At 41.0% G+C, this 22485-nt stretch carries 10 protein-coding genes; 5 read left to right on the top strand and 5 right to left on the bottom strand.

Going from position 1 to position 22485, the window contains the following annotated elements:
- The first annotated feature begins 95 nt into the window (after positions 1-95).
- Both ACM46_RS09385 and ACM46_RS09390 read left to right on the top strand, forming a co-directional pair.
- Positions 96-1565, top strand: coding sequence for a serine hydrolase domain-containing protein (locus ACM46_RS09385; protein ID WP_048506395.1), 1470 nt, complete (start codon positions 96-98; stop codon positions 1563-1565).
- A gap of 175 nt (positions 1566-1740) precedes the next feature.
- The gene (locus ACM46_RS09390) at positions 1741-4614 is read left to right on the top strand and encodes a glycosyl hydrolase (protein WP_048506396.1); all 2874 of its coding nucleotides are present in this window, start codon (positions 1741-1743) and stop codon (positions 4612-4614) included.
- A gap of 140 nt (positions 4615-4754) precedes the next feature.
- Here ACM46_RS09390 and ACM46_RS09395 read toward each other — a convergent pair whose 3' ends face one another.
- The 3 genes from ACM46_RS09395 to ACM46_RS09405 all read right to left on the bottom strand — a co-directional run bounded on the left by ACM46_RS09395 (position 4755) and on the right by ACM46_RS09405 (position 8312).
- Entirely contained in the window at positions 4755-6518 is a 1764-nt protein-coding gene (locus tag ACM46_RS09395; protein ID WP_048506397.1) for a flavin monoamine oxidase family protein, read from the bottom strand.
- A gap of 12 nt (positions 6519-6530) precedes the next feature.
- Positions 6531-7718 carry an FAD-dependent oxidoreductase gene (locus ACM46_RS09400; protein ID WP_048506398.1) on the bottom strand — a complete coding sequence of 396 codons (1188 nt, stop codon included), beginning with the start codon at positions 7716-7718 and terminating at the stop codon, positions 6531-6533.
- Positions 7719-7895: 177 nt separating this feature from the next.
- Positions 7896-8312, bottom strand: a complete 417-nt coding sequence (locus ACM46_RS09405) for a hypothetical protein (protein ID WP_048506399.1) — start codon at positions 8310-8312, stop codon at positions 7896-7898.
- Positions 8313-8749: 437 nt separating this feature from the next.
- On the opposite strand from ACM46_RS09405, the gene glsA reads away from it, so the two are divergent.
- On the top strand, positions 8750-9763 hold the full coding sequence (gene glsA / locus ACM46_RS09410) for a glutaminase A (protein ID WP_048507119.1): 1014 nt from the start codon (positions 8750-8752) through the stop codon (positions 9761-9763).
- Positions 9764-9803: 40 nt separating this feature from the next.
- On the opposite strand, the gene ACM46_RS09415 is transcribed toward glsA, so the two are convergent.
- On the bottom strand, positions 9804-10502 hold the full coding sequence (locus ACM46_RS09415; protein WP_048506400.1) for a LytR/AlgR family response regulator transcription factor: 699 nt from the start codon (positions 10500-10502) through the stop codon (positions 9804-9806).
- Positions 10499-12166, bottom strand: a complete 1668-nt coding sequence (locus ACM46_RS09420) for a histidine kinase (protein WP_048506401.1) — start codon at positions 12164-12166, stop codon at positions 10499-10501. The genes ACM46_RS09415 and ACM46_RS09420 overlap by 4 nt, the downstream gene beginning before the upstream one ends.
- Before the next feature lie 109 nt (positions 12167-12275).
- Here ACM46_RS09420 and ACM46_RS09425 point away from each other — a divergent pair, with 109 nt between their 5' ends.
- Together ACM46_RS09425 and ACM46_RS09430 are read left to right on the top strand one after the other, a co-directional pair.
- On the top strand, positions 12276-14651 hold the full coding sequence (locus ACM46_RS09425; RefSeq protein ID WP_048506402.1) for a TonB-dependent receptor: 2376 nt from the start codon (positions 12276-12278) through the stop codon (positions 14649-14651).
- Between the two features lie 842 nt (positions 14652-15493).
- Complete coding sequence (locus ACM46_RS09430; RefSeq protein WP_048507120.1) at positions 15494-22480, top strand: type I polyketide synthase; 6987 nt, start codon at positions 15494-15496, stop codon at positions 22478-22480.
- The last annotated feature ends 5 nt before the right edge of the window (positions 22481-22485 follow it).

Consider the following 22485-nt stretch of genomic DNA (forward strand, 5'->3'; position numbering starts at 1 on the left):
ATAAATAAGATCGACTATTTTTACTCGGTCGCCTGGCTTGGATTTCTCACGGATATTTGTATCGAAATATTTTTTTAACATTAAAAAACGATACCATGAAAAGCATTATTTATGTACTGGTTCTTATAGGAATAATGTCATCCTGCCAGACAAGTAACAAGGGGTCAATTGCAAAAAAAGACTACAGCTTTCTTACAGACAGCTTACATATTGATCAGCAATTAGGAAAATATAAACTTCCGGGATTCAGTCTCGTTGTTTTTGAAAACTATAAAATTGTATATTCCAACCAGTTCGGACTGAAATCCACCAATTCTAAAGAAAAAATAGATGAAAGCACCGCTTTTTCCACGGCATCTATTTCAAAACCGATTACAGCACTTCTTTGCCATATCCTTGAAGAAAAAGGACTGATCAATTTAGATGAGCCCATAGACAAGTCTCTGAAACGATGGCATTTGCCAAAAAGTAAGTTTACTGAAAATCACAGTCCTACGTGGAGACAGTTTCTCAATCACACTGCAGGGACCACCCAGGATGGATTTGCAGACCATTATGAGGGAGAAACAATCCCAACTCTGAAACAAAGTCTTTTAGGACAGATTCCGAGATATAATAAAGAAATCGAATTTCTTTTCACGCCGGGAACAGATTGGCAATATAGCGGAGGAGGCTATACTATTGTTCAGATGGCTTTGGAAGATACTTTAAACAAACCTATTGCACAACTGGCCAACGAATACATTTTCTCTCCGCTTGGCCTGAAAAATACGAGCATGATACAGCCCAATGAAAGGGGGTTTTTCAGCGACGTTGCTTCTGTGCATGATAAAGAGGGGAAAGTGATTAAAACCGGGCTGCCGATTACACCACAAGTGGGAGCATCAGGAATGTGGTCTACACCAACTGATTTGGCTAAACTTTCCATTGAGATACAAAATGCTCTGCGTAATAAAAATAACAAAGTGATTTCTCATCAGGTAGCAAAAAAGGTAACGGGAGTAACCGCTTTAAAACATGCAGTCGGAGGCTGGGGATATGGCTGGCAGAAGTCTTTTGGCTACAACAATTATGACTGGTTTTCGTGCAACGGTTCCAATACCGGAGTGGGAGGCAGCGTTTTTGCCACAATGAAAGATGGGAACGGTTTTGTGATTCTTGCCAATGGAGAAAAGCCAAATCGTATCCCTGTAATAACCGAAGCTCAGAGAAAGATTCTGAAAATAATGAACTGGAACGGCAAAGAATCTGATGAAAAGAGTCAGGAAATGCCTTTAGCCTTAAAAGAAAAATTAATCGGAACATATGACGATTTCCTTTATGGATTAGGAATGGAAACCAAAATTGTGGAAAGGGATAATCGCCTGTATGTTGAATCCGAGTTATTAAGTCATTTTAAAGGTAAAAACGACAACGAATTAGTCTATCTGAAAGATGGGTGGTTTAGAATTACAGATTATCCCAACTTGTTGAAATTCGATTTCAGCAATGGAAAACCAAACTCTGTTATCCTGAAAAGAGACCACCTGACGGCCGAAGCATCAATGGTACAAAAAGTAAAATAATCATTATCAATTTATTTATTAATTCCAAACTTTAAATTTTAGAATAAAATACAGTCACCTGATCCCCATCAGGTGATTTTTTCTTTGAGAATAATTATATTGTAAGGAAATCTATTAAATTTGATCTGCTCGTTTATTTTGCTTCCGGCATTATCATTTTAATACCCAGTGACTCATGAAAAGAAGAGACTTTTTGAAACAATGTTCAGCAGCTGCATCCGGTTTGGTTTTAGCGAATGTACTGCCATCTTATGCATGGGCAATGCCGGGCGAATATTATTCACCGGGATCTAAGTCACTGTTTGAAATATTCAGCAATCCTGAAAATCAGTACAGACCATTTGTCCGATGGTGGTGGAATGGCAATAAAATAGAAAAAGCAGAGCTGGCACGTGAGCTCAGGGTTTTAAAAGCGGCCGGAATAGGTGGGGTGGAAATCAATCCCATATCCTTTCCTTTACGCACAGACGATATGGGAAAACCCAGCGTAGAATGGTTAAGCGATGAATGGATTGAATTATTGAAATTCACCCTTGAAGAGGCAGAATCATTAGACATGACCTGCGATTTGCTCGTCGGAACAGGATTTCCTATGGGCGGTGATTTTCTGGAAAAAGAAGAATGCTCACAGATTGTGGTTTTAGCGGTTAAAAAACTCAAAGGTCCCCTTAAAACCGAATTTTCCCTTTTCGATCTCTACAAAGAAGCAGATCCGGCCATTACCAGTCCATACAGCGGCAGAACCATGGAAATGCTGGAAGTAAAACTCGTGCCGGATCCACTTAATCATATGGATAAGGTGATTAATCTTTCAGATCAGATTCAAAGCGGAATGATCAGGGTTTCAGTACCCAAAGGAAATTACGCAGTGTACGGATTGGTTAAAATAAACCGTTTTATGAGCGTGATTCAAGGCGCTCCGGGTGGAATGGGACCAGTTCTAAATCACTATGATACCGCTGCTGTAAAGAAATATCTCAACAGAATGAGTAATACCATTCAACAAAAAATCGGACCATTGAAAGGGAAGGTTCGCTCGTTTTTTATCGACAGTCTGGAAACGGAAGGAACAAACTGGAACAGCGATATGATGAATGAATTTCAAAAAAGGAGAGGTTATGATCTTTATCCCTATTTGGCTTTTGTCCTGTTTAAAATAGGAAGTATGGGAAATACAACGGGAACCAATATCCTTTATCCCGTAAAAACCGAACCGGAATTCAAAAAGATGATCAACCGTATGCGCTATGATTTCGAGCTGACCAAAGCAGAAATATTCAGAGAGAGGTTTGCAGATACCTTTGTGCAGTGGTGCAAAGATAATAACATAAAATCAAGAGCGCAGGGCTATGGAAGAGGCTACTTTCCATTGGAAGGAAGTTTTGACCTGGATATTCCCGAAGGCGAAACCTGGCTGAAGTATGGCATAGGAGAAGATATAAGTGAAGAAAAATTCACCCAGTATCCCTGGCATTTGGGCAGAGGAAATACCATGATCAACAAATTGGTTTCTTCAGCCGCTCATTTAAAAGATAAAAAACTGATCAGCTCCGAAGAATTGACCAACACCGATATGGTATTCAACGAAGCTCTTGAAATTCTGAAAATAGCAGGAGACCAGAGCACCATATCCGGAGTGACCCATCCCGTTTTCCATGGATTCAATTATTCACCTCCCGAAGCGGCTTTCCCGGGCTGGATTACCTATGGCGGATATTTCAATGAGAAAAATACAATCTGGCCTTATTTTAAACATTATACAGACTATCGGGCCAGACTCTCAGCCATGCTTCAGCAGGCAACCATGTTTGCGGATATTGCCCTTTTAGCGCCTTTCGCAGATCAGTGGTCGGAGTTTGGAGCCCAGAATGAGCCTTTTCCGGTGGTGGTATCTCCTGCTTATCAGGCTTTGATATGGGAATCTGTCCATCAGAATGGCAATGCATGTGATTATGTTTCTGAAAACGTGATTAAGAATTCAGAAGTGAAAAAAGGTTTTCTTACTTATGAAAAAAGAAAGTATCACACCTTATTTCTGATTGAAGTGCATAGTCTGGATATAGCTGCGGCAGAAAAACTGCACGAGTTTGTAAATGGAGGCGGAAAAGTATTCTGCATTGAAGCAATTCCGGATCGGTCTTCGGGCTGGAACAATTACGAGGCAAGAGATCTGGAAGTACAGCGCTGGATTGAGAAAATGAAGGCTTATCCGGAGCATTTTATTCATTTAAATAAACCCGCATCTGATTTTCTGGGTTGGTATAAAAGTGTTCAGGAGAAATACAATCTCACCCCTTATGTGAAGATCAGGGAACCCAAAACATTTATTACACAGATACGTTATCACACGGATGATGCCGAAATTTCCCTGATTAATAATTCCAGCAGTAAGCACAGTGCCCAACTGGATTTAATATTTGAAAAAAATGTCATCAAAAACAAACAAGCCTGGTTATGGGATGCAGTAACGGGTAAACGGTTTAAACTGAATGCTCCGGATGGACATCTGAATATCAACTTAGGTCCGGCAGATTCAAAACTGATTGTCTTCGATAGGCACAAAAAAGGAACCGTATGGAAAGAAAGCCCTCTGACAGGAAATGATGCAAAAGAAATCAACGGCCAATGGAATGCAGAATTCAGACATTATGACGGCACGGTGAAACAGGAAAAACTGGAAAATCTGAAAGATCTTAAAGAAATCCCTGAATATGCTTACTTTGCCGGAACCGTAATCTACCGAAATAGTTTCCGGCTGGAAGATAAAGAGACTGCACACTATATCAATCTGGGAAATGTATTCGGGATCTGCGAAGTATCAGTCAATGGGAAAGAGCTGGGAACGCAATGGTTTGGCAGAAGAATTTATCCTGTGGAAGGCTTACTCCGTAACGGAACGAATGAAATCGAGATAAAAGTGACCACAGTTATGGTCAACTATATGAAAACTCTCAAAAATAATGAGGTAGCCCAATATTGGACCAATCAGAAAAAGAAAGACCAGCCGCTGCAGTCTATGGGATTGGTAGGCCCGGTAACTGTTTATTAAGGAAATTGGAATATGAATGTGAAAAAAGAGAAATTGATTTTGTTATCCAGAGTTTTTATTTCTCAAATTTTACCAAATATATTATTAGACAAAAGCTTCAGATACTTCTGAAGCTTTTGTTTTTGTAAGTCTTGTTTTATCTACCACCCCAAATAATAATCTGGGTTCAGCCATATCGGGCGGTTCAGTCCAAAATATTCCTGAAGCATTTTTTCTGCCTCACAGAAAGCGCCTTCAACCCAGCCTTGCTGATCGGAATAGGCTTCTCCTACAATATGAATCTGTTCATCTGCTACAGGTTTTCTCATGTAAGGCATCACGTTTTCAACAGAGAATCCGGCTTTCCAGGCATGATATCCTGCACCGAACGGCTCGTCCGTCCAGTCTTTAAAATACGTCACATAAGGCTCCGGAATTGTAATTTCTTCACCATGAAGCTCACGAAGCTGGTTCATCAGTTCATCCACCATCATTCGGGTGGCCTGAACATCATCCAGCTCATGCAGTTCTTTCAGCGAGGCCGATTTGGCGGCTTTTACTTCAAAAAGAATTTTGTCATCAGATAATGCTTTCCAGAATGTTTCCGTTTCCATATCTCCGTAACTTCCTAAAAGCATGGAATTATTAGTCTGGGGATCCGTTCCGAAATAATAGCACTGTCTCATCGGTAAATCCGTAATAGAATGTCCTGAATCAATGCCAAGTTCCTTCCACCATGGATAAGGGAAGCCCATGAGTATTTTAAAAGCAGGTTCCATAATAACAGAGCGGATATTTTCATTCAACACTGAATTCTCATTAATATTGAAAAAGAAATTATCCTGATCCAGAAGTTCCAGAGACTTTCTAGGCATGGCAAGAACCAAAGTATTGGCGTAAACGTTCCATTGTGTATTGGTTTCCAGATTCAGGAAAGTAAGCCGGTATTTGTAGGTGCTTTTCAGATCATGGTCTTTGGTGAAGGTAAGCAGTTTGTTTTTAGACCAGATACAGGCTCCTTCATGCTCCATATACGAATTGGCTACTGCATAGGCAATACTGTCATAGCCTTCTTCAATGGTTTTGTAAATCGTTCCGGCGGAAAAATCTCCCACCATATAAGGAAAAGCCTCAGCCGCATTCCAGTTGATGGTATTGGAATAATATCCTCCCGCATTAGCCAAAAATTCATAACCTTCCTGTGAAACCTGATCTTTGAGGAGATTCCAGAAACCTAAATCATTGACTTTACGCTGATCATAGGGGGAATTGGGGAAATTATAAACCAGTTTAGGCTTGATATCATCCCAGTCTCTGCTCGTTAACTCAAAAGAATAATCGTAAATGGAAGATCCTTTGATGATTTTTTTTCCATAAGTTTCAGCTACCCAGGCATCAGCCATTAAAACATCGTAAATAACCTTGTTGAACAGCTGATCTGAACTGAAACCGAAATCATCATCATTCAGATAATACCGGGTTGGCAGTTTTTCACCTTCTCCCTGCGCCACTGTCCAGGCATCCTGCTTGCAGCGGTCTTTTCGAAGATACATCAGCAGCTTTGAGGGATCGCCCATAGGAAAAGGGACAGGGGTCATTTTATCTTTCAGAACCGGGATACGCTTTGCAGGATCGGTTTCCGAAAGAGGGTAGCCTTCAATCAAAGTAGTTACAATTTCCTGAGAAGTAAGGTAACGCATACCTCCCAGTTCGCCCCAGAAATTCATTCCCGGCATAATGACAGATTCCAGTCTTCCGCCCAGTTTGTCGTTCATATCGAAGATTTGTACTTCGCTGGCAGTATATTTTTTATCCGTTACCAGGCGGTAAGCCGTGTATAGGCCTGAAGTTCCTGCACCAATAATGGCGACTTCTGTTTTTAAATCCGGCTGTTTTCCGGTATTCAGAGGTGTATTTTTATTCATGATTTTATAATTTTAAAGAGCTTTAAAGTATTGGCGTCCTAATTGGAAGTGGGAGATGTCATATTTCGTATGACCGTCCAAAGCCAGATCGGACATGATTTTTCCTAACAGAGGTGTGAATTTGGCCGCCCATCCGGTAGCATACACCACAATGTTTTTGTAATTCGGAACATATTTGGGTGCGAAATCAATCAGAAGTTCCTTATTGGGGATTTTACTCAGGGCAATAAGACAGGTGGAAGTATATTCCGGTTCTGTAGCCAGTCCGGTCATATGCTCTTTTACCCAGTCAGACGTATATCCAAGTTCCTGAGGGTTCGGAATTAATGTTCTGTCACCGGGTTCTTCTAATGGCTCAATCACAAAATCCGGTGCTACACGGATGTATTCCGGATGATCCCAGTCTACCGATGGAAAACCGTAAAACTGGTTGCCGTTTTCGCCCACGGCATTCTGGAATACAAACCAGGTCGGATATTGTATCTCAGGATTGGTTTTCTTAAAATAAGCCGAAGACATATTCCAGTAAGTGGCTTCTATTTTGAAATCAAGCAGATTGATTACACTGTTGATGTACGGACCGGGAATAATGGCCAGCTTTTTAGCAATGTAAATACCGTTAGGCGTCGTAATTTCGAAAAGTTCTCCTATCTGTTTGATTTCAAACACAGGCGAATTCTCTTCCAGATGAACAGTTTCTTCTTTTCTGCACAAATTCAAAAGCGATTCGATGGTCGCTTTAAAATTAATGCTCGCCCCATCCGGCTGAAAAAGTCCGGTATACGTTTCCGGCAGGTTTTTGAAATGGTATTTTTCTTCAATTTCTTTCGCGGTAAGTGTCGTATAGGGAACATTCAAGGCTTTAAGAGCTTCTTCGGCCTCTGCAATATTGCCTTCGGTGGAATGTACTGCAGGATCTCCGAACCACAGCGTTCCCACCTTATCAAGCAAGGACTGTCCGGCTTCTTTTTCCAGTTCATCCCAGTAAGGCTGCGCATCCAGTGCCATTTGTACCATATATTCATCAGGGTAGGGAATCCGGAACTGGCGGGATACGCCTGCTGAACTTCCGAGCTGATTCACAAAAGTAAATTGTTCGAGAACTAAGGTTTTGGCTTTTCGCTTGCCGAGATGGTAAGCGGTTGCTAAACCAATGGCTCCGCCACCAATAACGATGACGTCGTAATTTTCTGTTTTCATAGGTTATATTGTATTAGTTTTAGAAAGACGGAAAGAGGAAATCGTCAACAGAAATTGCCAACCATTTTTTCATAAAGTGTAAAAACACAAAATAAGGATCATGCATTGGTACACTTCAAAAAAACAAGGCCGGCAATGGAATGGTATGGACTGTTGAATTTAAATTTTCTTTTCTGCCTAATGGGCTTTACACATAGCATCCCAAGTAGTCCAGAAATGAGCATTAATGGCACCTGGGAATGGATTCATACTGTCGGCAACGATGCCTACCATAGAAGCACAGTTGGAATTACAGCCTATTTCATTGTTACTTCCCTGTTGAGGCGGGATTTGGCGCCACGTTCCTGTAGATCCGCTTAATAATTCCACTTTAATATCAAAGATTCCGGAAAGGTTGGGAGTTTGGATCTGTTTTGTAGGATTCTCGCTTGAAATGAAATCACTCCAGTTACCTTGTGAGAAGGTTACACGCCATGTTGAAATCATTTTGGAGGTGTCGTTCTGAGGAGAAAGATAAACCCAGAACTGAGCTCCGTTGCCTAGTTGAAGCTGACCGGATGAATTGGCGGTTCCGCTTACGTTTGATGTTTCCATATTGAATTGTTTTGGTTGTTAGTTGTATGAATGATACTTTTCAGCGTGTCAGTGGGTGGATTCACCGTTACTATTTGACGCTTAATTGGTAGTTCAAAGTAACAAAGAAGACCCCATTTTTTATAGAGTATAAATGACCAATTACGGCTTTGAGTAGAAATACTTAATCCTGCTGAACCCTGATCCAGCCTTATATTATTGCCCGGACAGTCAAGGATTTTGCTTTTGGGTTGAATTAAAATAGGAAGCCTGAAATCTATATAGGTTTGAGAATTTTAAACCTTGATTTTATGACTCGTTCTATTTTAATCGGAAAGAAATCAGGATATTATAAAAATGACAAAGCTGATATTTTCCGGGAGATTTGTTGACACAGGATGAATGCTTTATCTTTGTTTTTCCGGATTGATGATAAGATGTTGGCCGAAAATACCTTTATGAACAAAAACAGCTTTTTAGGGTCTGCAAAAATACTATATGTTGCAGCTTTTCTTTCTTTAAATACCTTTGCATACGCTCAGAAAACAACTGATATTTCAGCGGTTTCAGAAAAAACATTGAACAGTATTCTTGAAAAAAACAGAACCTATTCCGCACAGGGAAAAGTGGCTGATTATATTCCGGAACTGGCCAAGATGGAGGCTGGAGCAGTGGCTTTATCGGTAGTGGAAAAAAACGGAAAGATTTTTAATGTCGGGGACGTTCATAAAAAATTTACCATGCAGAGTATCTCTAAAATTATTGCATTAATGATTGCAGTGAGTGAAAAGGGAGAAGCCAATGTTTTTGATAAAATGGGCTATTTCGGAACCGACCGACCTTTTAACTCCTATATTAATCTGGAAACAGCAGGAAAACCACTCAATCCGATGATGAATGCCGGAGCCATTCTTACCACTTCCTTAATCTCCGGCGATGGCGAAAAACCATTCCTTAAAGTTTTGGAAATGGTTCGCTACATGACTAAAAATTCCGCAATCGACTATAATAAATCCGTTTACGAATCTGAAAAATCTACCGGACACCGTAACCGGGGAATGTTTTATCTGATGAAAAACAATGGTTTGATTTCAGGAAATGAAGACCAGCTGGATAATTATTTCAAACAATGCTCTATTGAACTTACCGCTGAAGATTTAGCTAAAATAGGATATTTCTTTGCCAATCAATGTGTTCGCTTTGACGGAGATTCTACATATAAAAATGCAGAGATGGCAAAATTGATAGAATCACAGATGCTCATCGCGGGAATGTATGAATTCAGTGGAGAATATGCCCGTACGGTCGGACTTCCCAGTAAATCAGGTGTTGGAGGAGGAATTACAGTCAGTGTTCCCGGAAAAATGGGGATTGGCGTTTTCAGCCCTGCTTTAGATACGCATGGAAATTCATTAGCCGGATATCATATGATTTTAGACCTTGTAAAACAGTATGGGCTGAGTATATTTTAGAATGCTCAGATAATATTTACTTTGTGCCGCTATCGAAATATCAGATCATTTTATTCTTGAGATCCTTATATTTCGATCGTCCCACAGGTAGAGTTTCGCCGTTTTTAAGGAGTGCCTGGTATCGGGTACCGGATTGAATCAGTATCTTTTCAATTTGCTGAAAATTAACCAGATAAGATTTGTGAATGCGTTCAAACCGATTGGGGAGAAGCTGTTGCAGAAGTTCCAGTGATTTGTCATGCAGTTCGTTCTGTCCGTTTCTCAGATGGAGTTCCGTGTAGATTCCTGCTCCTTTAATATAAATCACTTCGGCAATATTGATCAGTCGTACCTGTCCGGCTCTCTTTACAGCAAGATATTCAATGCCTGCATCCGGCTTTAATGCCGGGCTTACAAATCTTGTCAGAGCTTTGAAAAGCCTCTCCTCATCGAAAGGTTTCGGAACAAAATCAAGGACTCCATAGGTAAACGCAGTAATCGCTTTGTCTGTATTGGCAGAAACAATGATGGTATGAAAAGAAGCGGCTACCATTTGCTCCAATACTTCAAAACCGTTATCGCCATTAAGATTAAGATCCAGCAACAGAAGATCAGGTGCCTGAACTGCTATTTCATCAAGCCCTTTTTGAAGAGAATCACAGATGATGATATCAGCAGGTCTATCCATAAAAAATTCGGATGTCATACGTTGCAAACGGCGGGCGATTCTCGCTTCATCCTCAATAATCAGAATCTTCATGTTGATAAAATTTGAATGGTTGATAGCCAGCCGTTCTCTGTAGGGCCTGATTCGAATGTCCAGTTCTTACCATAGCTCTCAGTCAGACGGGCTTTGATGTATTTGAATCCATTGCCGCCCGTACGTTCTGTAGTGATCCGGCGATTTTTCGCAAGGGTTTCAAAAGTATACTGATGGATACCTTTTGTAAAGGAATACCGAATAATGAATTGAATTGTATTTTCAGATAAGGGTTCACTGTGTGTGATTCCGTTTTCCAGTAAAGTATGAATGGTGGCTGGCGGAATCATTTGCGTTTCGTCTATTCCGGTTTGTTCCCAGAGGTAATTTATTTCCTTTCTGAAACCCATTACGGCAAGATGTTGCCTGCAAAGCTCAAGCTCTTTGGTAACGGGAATAAGAGTTTGTTCGGAAATTTCATTCATAATATCGAACTCTGCGGCCAATGCCTGAATAAAGCGGGCTCCATCCTTTGGAGATTCTTCTACCCAATCCATCATAGAAGTCAGGGTATTTCTTAAAAAATGAGGCTGAATATTCTTTTTAAGCAATTCCAGCTGAAGTCTTGAAGAAAGCAGTACCGCATGCTGATGTTCCGTTTCAATAACACTTGTACGGATAGAATGAAGATAAAGCATGGACAGTACAATGATGGTAAAACTGATAAAAAGACCATAATCATAAAATACCAGATTATTGACCAGGGCACTGGTTAAAAGAGCAAGCATTACGATATAGCCTCCTTTTTCTTTTTGAATAATTCCGTTCAGAACAATGATCAATGCAGCGATAAGCATAGCCAGACTATAGAGCTTGGCGGTTAGATCATAATGTCCGTAATTGAACAGGTAAAGTAGTAAAAGAGAGACCAGCAAAGCAGCCATGAGCCATTTTCCTCTCTTGAATTTAAACTGAATGATAAAATATTGGGGAACCAATAATGCAATGGCAAAAGTCAGCCACCCAATGATCTCGAGGCGGATAAAAAAATCAGAGTAGGGAATAAATACATGAAATTTAAGATATTCCATGATCAGTAAAGCAAAAAACAGAAAACATATCGTACCGAATATAAGGATATCCGGCTGTCTGTTTTTGCTGTTCAGATAAAGAAAAAAGTAATATACGGCTGCAATTAGAAAGGCGCCTGCCATCAGATTCATATAAGACATCGTAATCAGTGGTTCTGTCAGGAATGTCTCATAGCTGTCTATGGTAAATCTGTTGTTTCGCTGAATATCCGGATGTAAAGATTGTGAACCCCGTAAAGCAACCGTGTGAATGCCGGGTGAGATAAGATGATCCGGAATCAGGTAGCAGGTGCTTTCGGTACCCGGAACTTCAGGTTGTCCGTTTTTCGGAAGTTGTCCGTTTCTGCCAATGAATACACCGTCCCAGTATACATCAAAAGACCCGAAAGAGTCAATACGGAGTCCCAGAGGCATCTGCTTGTGATCTGCAGAGCGAAGATCCAAATGAGTCCGGGACCAGAATATCTTGTCCGAAGTATTACCCCGTGTTTCTGACCAGCCTGTCTCATCATAATTTTTTGCAGCCCATGCCAAATCATCGCCAACCTTATAAACTGTGATGGGATCATCATTACGAATAATGGGGGCTGTTAATATTTGAATAAAGGTTAATAAAAAAATCAAATTATGCATTATGTAAATATACAAGCTAATTTGATAAATCTGATGTCGTTGGAAAGCCTTTAGAGCCGTTCAGATGTTTCCTGTGTGAATGGCTCTTTACACGATTTAAATTTACGACATGAAACAAATAATAATCCTCCTTTTGACTACCCTCACCGCAGGGTATTCTTTTGCACAGAAAGGGCAAATCATCGGTACTGTTCAGGAAAAATCAACCCAGGCTTTACCCAATGTAACTGTAATATTAAATAAGCCGGATAGTGAATCGGTTGCGGCCGGAATTTCGGATAGCAAGGGAACATTCCGTCTGGAAAATATTCCTGCCGGAAATTACACCATCATGTACAGTTTAATTGGGTTTCAAAGTATCAGTAAGCCAATAACAATTAAATCTGACGAGATTGTTAACGTAGAAAAAATAATATTGGAACCTGAAGGAAAACTATTACAGGAGGTTTCATTAACCGGGCAACGTCAGTCCGTAAGCCTGAAACTGGATAAAAAAGTCTTTGAAGTCGGTAAAGATGTCCTGTCTCAGTCCGGTGCAGTAACAGATCTCCTTAATATTGTGCCTTCAGTGAGTGTAAGCCCGGCCGGAGCCATCAGCCTCCGGGGAAATTCTAATGTTTTGGTACTGATTGATGGTCGCCGTACAGGATTAACTCAAAACAATGCTCTTGAACAGGTACCGGCCGATCAGGTGGAGCGGGTAGAAGTGATTACCAACCCTTCCTCCCGGTTTGATGCTGCAGGTTCTGCAGGGATCATTAATATTATCCTTAAAAAGAATAAAAAAGCAGGATTCAGCGGACAATTACGTCTTGTTGGCGGAATTCCAAACGATACACGCATCAGCCCTAGTTTAAATTACAAATCAAATAAACTGAATCTTTTTGCGACGTACGGCATTCGGTTGACGGATTATGTAGGTTTGTACACCATGAAACAGTCAACAGGGCTTTCAGGAACACCTGCCTACCTGGATCGAAGACAGGATGAAGATCGTCATGATGATGGTAAGTTGCTCTATTTTGGGGCAGATTTTAAGATCAATGATCATAATACTGTCACTGCGGCTTTTATGCGAAATGCCACTAAGGATCACGACAAAACCAGTCTGAACTATTTGTATTCCAACAGGAACGGAGTTATTGATAGCAGCCTCAGCCGCCGCGGCGAATCATGGGAAAATCGGAGCTATAACCAGCTTGAATTCAATTATACCAAAACCTTTAAGAAAGCAGGGAAAAAATTAACGGTAGATATGCAGTATGATTTCTGGAAAAGCGATAAGAAATGGAACCTGTTTACCGAAAGAACTTTTCCGGATCCGGCTGCTTTCCCTATGATCAGGACTGGTTCAGATGGAGGAAGTAAAGATCTTATGATCAAAGCAGATATGATACAGCCGCTGGATAGTACTTCAACACTGGAATTCGGTATTAAAATGGAAGACAGAAGGGTGAACAGCGATTTTATTGCGGAGCAGCAGAATCAGACACTCTGGGAAGTTATTGATCAGATCGATAATCACCTGCTGTACAAAGAGCTGATTGGGAGCGCATATGTTCAGTTTTCCGGAAAAGCAGGCAGTTTCAGCTATCAGGCAGGTCTCCGCGGTGAATCGACAAATATTAACATCGAAGACCGTGAGGGAACCTATTCCGATACAAAAAGATACACCCGTTTGTTTCCTACACTGAATGTCAGCTATCGTTTTAATGAAGGTCCAACTTTACAAGGCAGTTACAGCAAAAGAATCAACAGGCCCAGGCTGGCAATGATCTATCCGTTTAATGAACTGACTGATCTAAGCAGCCGCTATGTGGGTAATCCCGATCTCAACCCGTCTTATGCTCATGTTTTTGAAGTAAGCCTTCTTAAAAACTGGAAGACTCTTACCTTTAATCCATCCTTTTATTATCAGCAGAATACAGGTGTAATTGAAGATTATACTTACCGGAATGCTGACGGTTTATTTGTAACCATGCCTGTCAATATCAACAGGGAAACGCGTGCTGGTTTTGAACTTTCCATACTGTATAATCCGGTCAAGTGGCTTCAGGTCAATACAGAGCTTAATCTTTTTCATTATGCTGAAAAAGGAAGTTACCAGAATCAGAACTTCGATTATTCGGGAAACACGCTTACCGCCCGTGTAAGTACACAGTTCAAACTGCAGAAAAAGCTTGCTTTCCAGGCGCTGTACAATTTAAAAGGTGCCGAAGCTACAGCTCAAACCAGAACAAATGCCGTTCATAGTATTGATTTTGGCTTCAGCAAGACCTTTTTGAAAGATAAAGCAACAATAACGTTTGATGTAAGCAATCTGTTTGATCTCCGTAAATTCAGCAGTAAAACAGTGGGTTCGGGGTACGAGATCAGCCAAACCGATATTCCTAATGCAGCACGATACCGCCTGACATTGGTGTACCGACTTAATCTGAAAGACAACCAAGCTATACGCCAGGCAAAAAGTGGTAACAGAGACTAAGCTCTTCCCAACCTTAATGATTGAATCAAGCCCTTTTTTGATTTAACTTTCGGATAAATAAACACACTTCTGAATCTGCAGAACCTGCGGGATTAAACAATCTCAAGGGTTTTGCAGATTTTTTTATGATGAATAGGAAAAGGAGTGTAGTGAATTCTATAATTCAAGCTTCACAAAACTTTGAATGCGGTCATTTCTTTAAAACAGGAGGAATTGAAGGTGATCTGCCCAAAATATTCTGGAATCCAAAAAATGTGCGGTTTTTAAAGTAAATAAAATAAAGGCATACTATTTGTTACTCAAGCAAAGTCATTTTTTAAATAATATAATTCACTGAATTCCAGTATAAATTGCTTTTTATTTTAATTTTTCGATAGTCTTTTGAGATTTCTTCAATTTGGATTTTGATGATGAAAATCATGCAAAACACAATTTTTTCCAAAAATACATCTTATCGTTAATATTTAGTTTTTACAGATTTAATGCAGGTTTGTAGATGTGTTATCTTTTTGTAATATTAGAAAAATAATTCTCTTATTTTTGAAATATTATGTTTTTTATTTATATATTTGCTTTGCATTATTTAATTATAAACGCTTATAATTGAATTCTATAGACTGTACCGTCTTATTTCTTAAAATTAGAAATATAATTCTTGTATTTTAATATTATTTGAATTCATAATAATTTATTGTTAAAAAATTATTATGAATTTTCATTTATGATTAAAAATATAACATAAATTCATTATTTTTATTCCCTCATAACAAACAACCTTAGTGTTGAAACATTTGATGTTTTGTTATGAAGTTTCTAATTATTATCTCAATACCATAAATGAAATGAAAAACTTAACCATTATTGGATTAACGCCTTTTGAAAAGCCGGATGCCAACCTTGTGCATCAACTGCATAAGTCCGGTGCGTTCCCTGTTCTAAGTTTAGGACGTGATGTAAATGCCGCTCAGGAAACGGTGAATCAACTTGATCAGATAGATATTCCCTCTTATGGTATTTGTCTTTCCGATGAAAAACCCGAATCACTCCAGATTTCCGAAAAAGTAAAACTGGCCATTCTTCCTTTTGGGGTTTCGCTGAGCATGGCTGTTCATGTAGATACCATCTATCAGGTAAGCAGTTTAGAGCAGGCTGTTCAGGCAGAGCAGTCAGGTGCGGCCGGTATTATTATAAAAGGAAATGAAGCGGCTGGTTTAGTAGGCTATGAATCAACATTTGTACTGTTTCAGCGTATTATCAAAGAAATTCAGACCATACCTGTATGGGTACAGGGAGGCGTAGGACTTCATACCGCGGCAGCTGTGAAAGCATTAGGAGCAGCAGGTGTTGTTCTGGACAGCCAACTTGCTCTGTTCCCGGAAAGCTCCGTTCCTCAGGAAATAAAAGACCTGTGTTCAAAATTGAATGGAACAGAAACTAAAATTATTGCCGGCCATCGTGTATTAGTGAGACCTAACTCACCTGCATTGCCTGAAAATATAACCGCTGAAGAATTAACAGAATACTTTAAAGATTTTGATCTCCAAAAAAGTTATGTTCCAATGGGACAGGATATTTCGTTGGCAGTAGATTTATATGAAGATTTCAGGAATCTGAAGAAAATGGTTTTTGGATTCAGAGAAGCTATGTACGGTCACCTGAAGCAGGCAAAAGCCCTTAAAGTGATCAGTGAAGATAACGCTATGGCTAAACATCTTGGTTTGCGCTATCCTATCGCACAGGGACCGATGACCCGTGTCAGTGATGTTCCTCAGTTCGCGAATGCTGTAGCAGATGCGGGAGCTTTACCGTTTGTCGCTTTATCCTTATTGAAAGGGGAACAGGCAAAATCTCTGGTAATGGAAACAAAAAAACTGGCCGGGGAGAAGACCTGGGGAGTAGGTATTCTGGGTTTTGCTCCTCAGGAATTGAGAGAAGAGCAGGCTTCCTATATATTAGAGGCTAAACCTCCCGTAGTGCTTATTGCCGGAGGAAGACCCGCACAGGCGAAAGTTTTTGAAAAAGCAGGAATTACTACTTTTCTTCATGTTCCGTCTCCTGCGTTGCTGGATATTTTCTTAAAGGAAGGGGCAACGAACTTTATCTTTGAAGGCCGCGAATGTGGCGGACATGTAGGCCCGCTTTCCAGCATGGTTCTTTGGGAAAAACAAATAGAACGTATCTTAAAAGAAGAACACCCTGAAAAGATCAGTGTATTTTTTGCAGGTGGTATCCATAACGCATTTTCAACGGCGTTCGTTTCTATTATGGCGGCTTCTTTAACGGCAAGAGGCGTAAAAGTAGGGGTTTTAATAGGAACGGCTTATCTCTATACCGAAGAAGCTGTACTTACCGGAGCCATCAAAGAAGAATTCCAGGTGCAGGCTATGCAGGCAAAAGATACGGTATTGTTGGAAACAGCTCCGGGACACGAAACCCGTTGCTTAAATACAGCATTTGCCCAGCATTTTACTGCCGAAAAGAATAAACTTCTTGCAGCCGGAATTGATAAAAAACAAATCTGGGAACAGCTTGAAAACCTAAACGTAGGCCGTTTGAGAATTGCAGCTAAAGGCGTAGACCGAAGAGGAAATCAACTGGTTGATATCCCTAAAAACGAACAGCTGGATCTGGGAATGTACATGATAGGGCAGGTGGCTACCATGCAAAACCGCGTTATTTCATTAGCAGCTCTTCATCAGAATGTAAGCACTGACAATTATTCATATATAGAACAGGCGGCACTGCCTGAAGAACCGGTATCAACAGAAAAGCCTCTTGATATTGCCATTGTAGGAATGGAATGTATTTTCCCGGGAGCCAAAAACCTGGACGAATACTGGCGAAATATTGTTTTAGGAAGAGACAGCGTTACGGAAGTTCCGGACGAAAGATGGAATAAAGAACTGTATTACCATCCCGATTCGGACGGGCCGGATGTATCCCACTCCAAATGGGGCGGATTTATCCCTAAAATTGATTTCGATCCCCTTGCATTCGGGATTCCGCCGCAGTCATTGGCTGCCATAGAACCTACACAGCTGTTAACCTTGCTAGTAGCGAAAAGAGCCATGGAGGATGCAGGGTATGGCGAGAAAAACATCAACAGAGAAAATACTTCTGTTATTATAGGGGCTGAAGGCGGTAATGATCTGGCCAACAGCTATAGTTTCAGAGGATACTATAAACAGGTTTTCGGTGAACTTCATGAAGAAGTGAAAGAAGCATTTCCACATACCACAGAGGATTCCTTCCCGGGTATTTTAGCGAATGTCATCGCAGGACGTATTACCAACCGTCTGGATCTTGGAGGAAGAAATTTCACCGTAGATGCAGCCTGCGCTTCGTCCTTAGCCGCTATTGATCTTGCCTGTCAGGAATTGGTATTGGGTAAATCGGATATGGTTCTGGCAGGAGGAGCAGATTTACACAACGGCATTAATGATTATCTGATGTTCTCAAGTACCCATGCACTTTCCAGAAAAGGAAGATGCGCTACATTCGACAGTGAAGCAGATGGAATTGCTCTGGGAGAAGGGATTGCTATCCTTGTTTTAAAACGATATGAAGATGCAGTCAAAGACGGTGACCGTATTTATTCGGTAATCAAAGGGGTTGGAGGTTCCAGCGATGGAAAAGCCCTGGGACTTACTGCGCCTAGAAAAATAGGTCAGGTAAGAGCTTTGGAACGTGCTTATACTCAGGCAGGAATCAGCCCGGCAGCAGTCGGATTGATAGAAGCTCACGGGACAGGAACAGTAGTTGGAGATAAAACGGAGCTTAGTGCCCTGACCAATCTGTTCAGCCGTTCAGGTGCTACGCCGGGCCAGACTCATTTAGGTTCTGTAAAAACGCAGATCGGACATACCAAATGTGCGGCAGGTCTTGCCGGACTTATCAAAGCTTCCCTCGCAGTATATCACGGGGTGAAACCACCGACACTTCACCTTCAGCAGCCGAATGCTTATTATAATGCACAAACCAGCCCTTTTGCTTTCTATGCGGAAAGTGGATTGTGGGGCGAGAAGAACAGATATGCAGGCATCAGTGCCTTTGGATTTGGTGGAACCAACTTCCATACGGTTATTGCGAACCATCCTAAGGAAGACGATTCTGCGGTACTGCAGTCGTGGCCGTCGGAATTATTTGTATTCCGCGGAAATACCTATGAGGAAGCTAAAAACCAGCTGATTCAGATTAAATCTTTATTAGAAGTCAACGGAGATATTCCGTTAAAAGATATGGCTTACAGTTTAGCCGTAGGATCAGAAAAACCTATTCAGCTAAGTATTGTTGCTGATACTTCAGAACATTTGATGATGAACATCGAACTGGCTTTATCAGGCATTGAAAGCAAAGATACCTTCACCGTAAATAAAAAGGAAGGAAAAGTAGCTTTCCTGTTCCCGGGACAGGGCAGCCAGAGAATCAATATGGCGAGAGATCTGTTTGTGGCCTTTCCTGATCTGCGTAATCTGATAAAAGATCATCCGGAGCTGGAAAAAGTGGTTTTCCCATCCGTTACTTTCGATGAAGCCTCCTTAAAAAAGCAAAAAGAAACCATTAAAGATACCCGTTTGGCACAGCCTATTTTGGGAATTGTTGATCTTGCATTAGCTCAATTACTGAGATCATTGGGAATTGTTCCCGATATGTTGGCCGGACACAGCTACGGGGAATTACCTGCATTGTGTTTCGCAGGCGTATTCGGGGAAGAAAAACTAGTAGAATTAAGTACCCGAAGAGCTCATGCTATTTTAGATTCTGTTGAAGGCGGAGATCCGGGTTCAATGGTCGCTGTAAGTACAACAAGAGAACTTCTTCAGCCGGTATTGGATAAGGTGGAAGGATGTTACCCTGTTAATTACAACGCTCCAACCCAATGTGTGGTAGCGGGAAGTACTGAAGCCATCGACAGATTAATGGAAATCCTTAAACAGGAACGTATTTCCGCTAAGAAACTGGAAGTGGCATGTGCCTTCCATAGCCCATTATTAGCTAAGTCTAAAGAATTATATGATGTTGTATTAAAAGATATTCCTTTCGGGAAAATGCAGATTCCGGTATGGTCCAATACCACGGCAGCTATTTATCCGTCAGAAACATCAGAAATAAAAGAAAGACTAACCGATCACCTGGTTCAGCCCGTACGTTTTGTAGAGGAGCTTCAGGCCATGTACAACGACGGTGCAAGGATCTTTATTGAGGTCGGCCCGGGGAAAGTTCTTACCGGACTCACTAAATCATGTCTGGAAAAAGATCAACTGAGTTTATACGTAGAAGACAGCAACCGAAATAAGCTAAGCCACCTTCTCACCATGCTGGCCCAATACCTCGGAACAGGTCGTTCCTTCACTATTGAAAAGCTTTTTGAAGGCCGCAATGCAAAATTAGTTGACTTCAGCCAGCCTGAACTCTATAAGAAAAGTCCTGCCATCTGGCGCGTGAACGGGCAGACTGCACATCCAACCACGGGAACTCTGCCGGCTAATGGCGCGTTACCTATATTAAATCCAATTCCAATGAACAATTTTACCAATAACCATCAAGCTCCTGCAACAGAACATCAGCCTGCTGAACGTATGCTGCAGGAATATTTAAATACCATGAAACAGCTGATTCAGGCACAGCGTGATGTGATGCTTTCCTTCCTGGGACAGAATCCGCAGATCAGCCCTTCACCTGTTTATACCCCATCAGTACCCGCACCTGCGAATGATCGCGTGGTAACCATCCCTGTGCAGGCGGCAGTTCAGCAGAAAACAGCAGTGATTCCAGTGAAAGAAGCTCCTGTAAAAGATATCAAAACTTTATTGCTGCAGGTTGTAAGTGATAAAACAGGGTATCCGCATGAAATGTTGGGAATGGAAATGGATCTGGAAGCAGACCTGAGCATCGACTCCATCAAAAGAGTAGAGATCATAGGAACACTTCGCAGTGAACTGGGAACACTTGCAGGTGATCATGCTAATGAAGATACTGTTATGGAACAATTGGCAGGAATTAAAACCTTAAACGGTTTGGTGTCCTGGCTGACAGAATATACAGGAACAAAAACAACTTCCGAGAAAACCGGAACTACAGAAACAACAGTTTCAAAACCTCAAAACCAAACTGTATTTTCTCTTCAGGAGCTTCAGACAGCCATTCTGGATATCGTGAGTGAAAAAACCGGATATCCAAAAGAAATGCTGGGACTGGATTTGGATCTGGAAGCTGACCTGAGTATTGATTCCATTAAAAGAATGGAAATCATAGGAGATCTTAAAACCAAGATAGGCTTCGGACAGGATCTGGAGCAGGCCGATGATCTTATGGAAAAGCTGGCAGCCATTAAAACACTGAACGGATTGGCATCCTGGATCAATGAGATGAGTGGAAACACTACTTCAGAACCTGTACAAAACCTGTTGTCCAGACTTCGTTTTGATCTGACGCCTACCGATGCTTCTCCCGTACAGAATACTGAAATATTACAGGGAAAAAGGTTTGCCATTACTCAGGATGACAACAAAGCAACATCAGCCATCAAAAGTGAACTTGAAAAGCATGGAGCCATCGCAGAATTAATAGATATAAACAGAGATCTTGCTGATTTTGACGGATTAATTATCCTTGATCTGTTCTCTTCTTCTGTAAAACACAACATTATAGATCATGTGGATCTGATTAAAAAAATGGATCTTGATAAAGCACAGTGGATCTATCTGATTTCGGATATTCCTGCACATGTTCAGGAACTGACAGATACCACTCTTTTACGCCATTACAAAGGACATCCGGGACTTTTCAAAAGCCTCGCTCGTGAATTTGAACAAACCAACTGCAGGCTGATCAGTTTAAGCACCCCAAAGCAGATAGAACAAATTGCTGAAATTGCTTTAAAAGAAATACTGACCACTGATAAACCGTCAGAAGTGATTTATAAAAACGATCAGCGCCACAAAGTAGATATTATTCCTTCACCATTATCTACCAGTCTTCAGGAAGCACATATCCAATTGGACAGGAAATCAGTAGTATTGGTACTCGGAGGCGGACAGGGAATTACGTCTGAGCTTGTTAAACATATGTCAGAAGCTTATCCGTGTACTTACATTCTTGTCGGAAGATCAGCAGATCCCCGGGATGAGGTCTCTGAGCAGGAACTGGAAAGCATGAAAACCAAAGAAGAAATCAGAAGCTATCTGATTAAAACCGGAAGATTTACTTCACCTGCCGAAATAGAGAAAGCCACGGTAAGAAGATTCAAAAACAATCAGATCCTGCGCACAATCCGTGATATGGAAAGATTGGGAAGTACCGTAGTGTATCAGTCTTTAGACCTTTGTGATGAGAACGGGCTATCTGACCTGATCAACAGTATTTACGAACAGTACGGACATTTGGACGGCGTAATCCATGGAGCTGGTCTTTTGGAAGACAAACTTTTCAGACAGAAGACTTCCAGCTCATTTGAACGCGTTTTTGATACCAAAGTTAAGCCGCTTCGTGTACTGGCAGAACAGCTTCGTCCGGATTGCCAGTTTGTAGTTCTGTTTTCAAGCATCGCTTCGGTATACGGAAATAAAGGACAAACTGATTACGCGGCAGCCAACTCCGTTTTAGACGATTATGCCAAAGCGTTAAACAAAAAATTAAAAGGAAAAGTAATTTCCATCAACTGGGGACCGTGGAAAGGAGCAGGAATGGTTTCTTCAACTCTCGAAACAGAATACGAGCGCAGAGGAATTTCTCTGATTCCATTGGATCAGGGGAAAGAAATTTTTCTTAATGAAATAAAATACGGGACAGAAAGCCAGGTGCTCATCATGTCAGGAAACAACTGGTAACCTCT

The sequence above is a fragment of the Chryseobacterium angstadtii genome, from assembly GCF_001045465.1.
GTDB classification, from domain to species: domain Bacteria; phylum Bacteroidota; class Bacteroidia; order Flavobacteriales; family Weeksellaceae; genus Chryseobacterium; species Chryseobacterium angstadtii.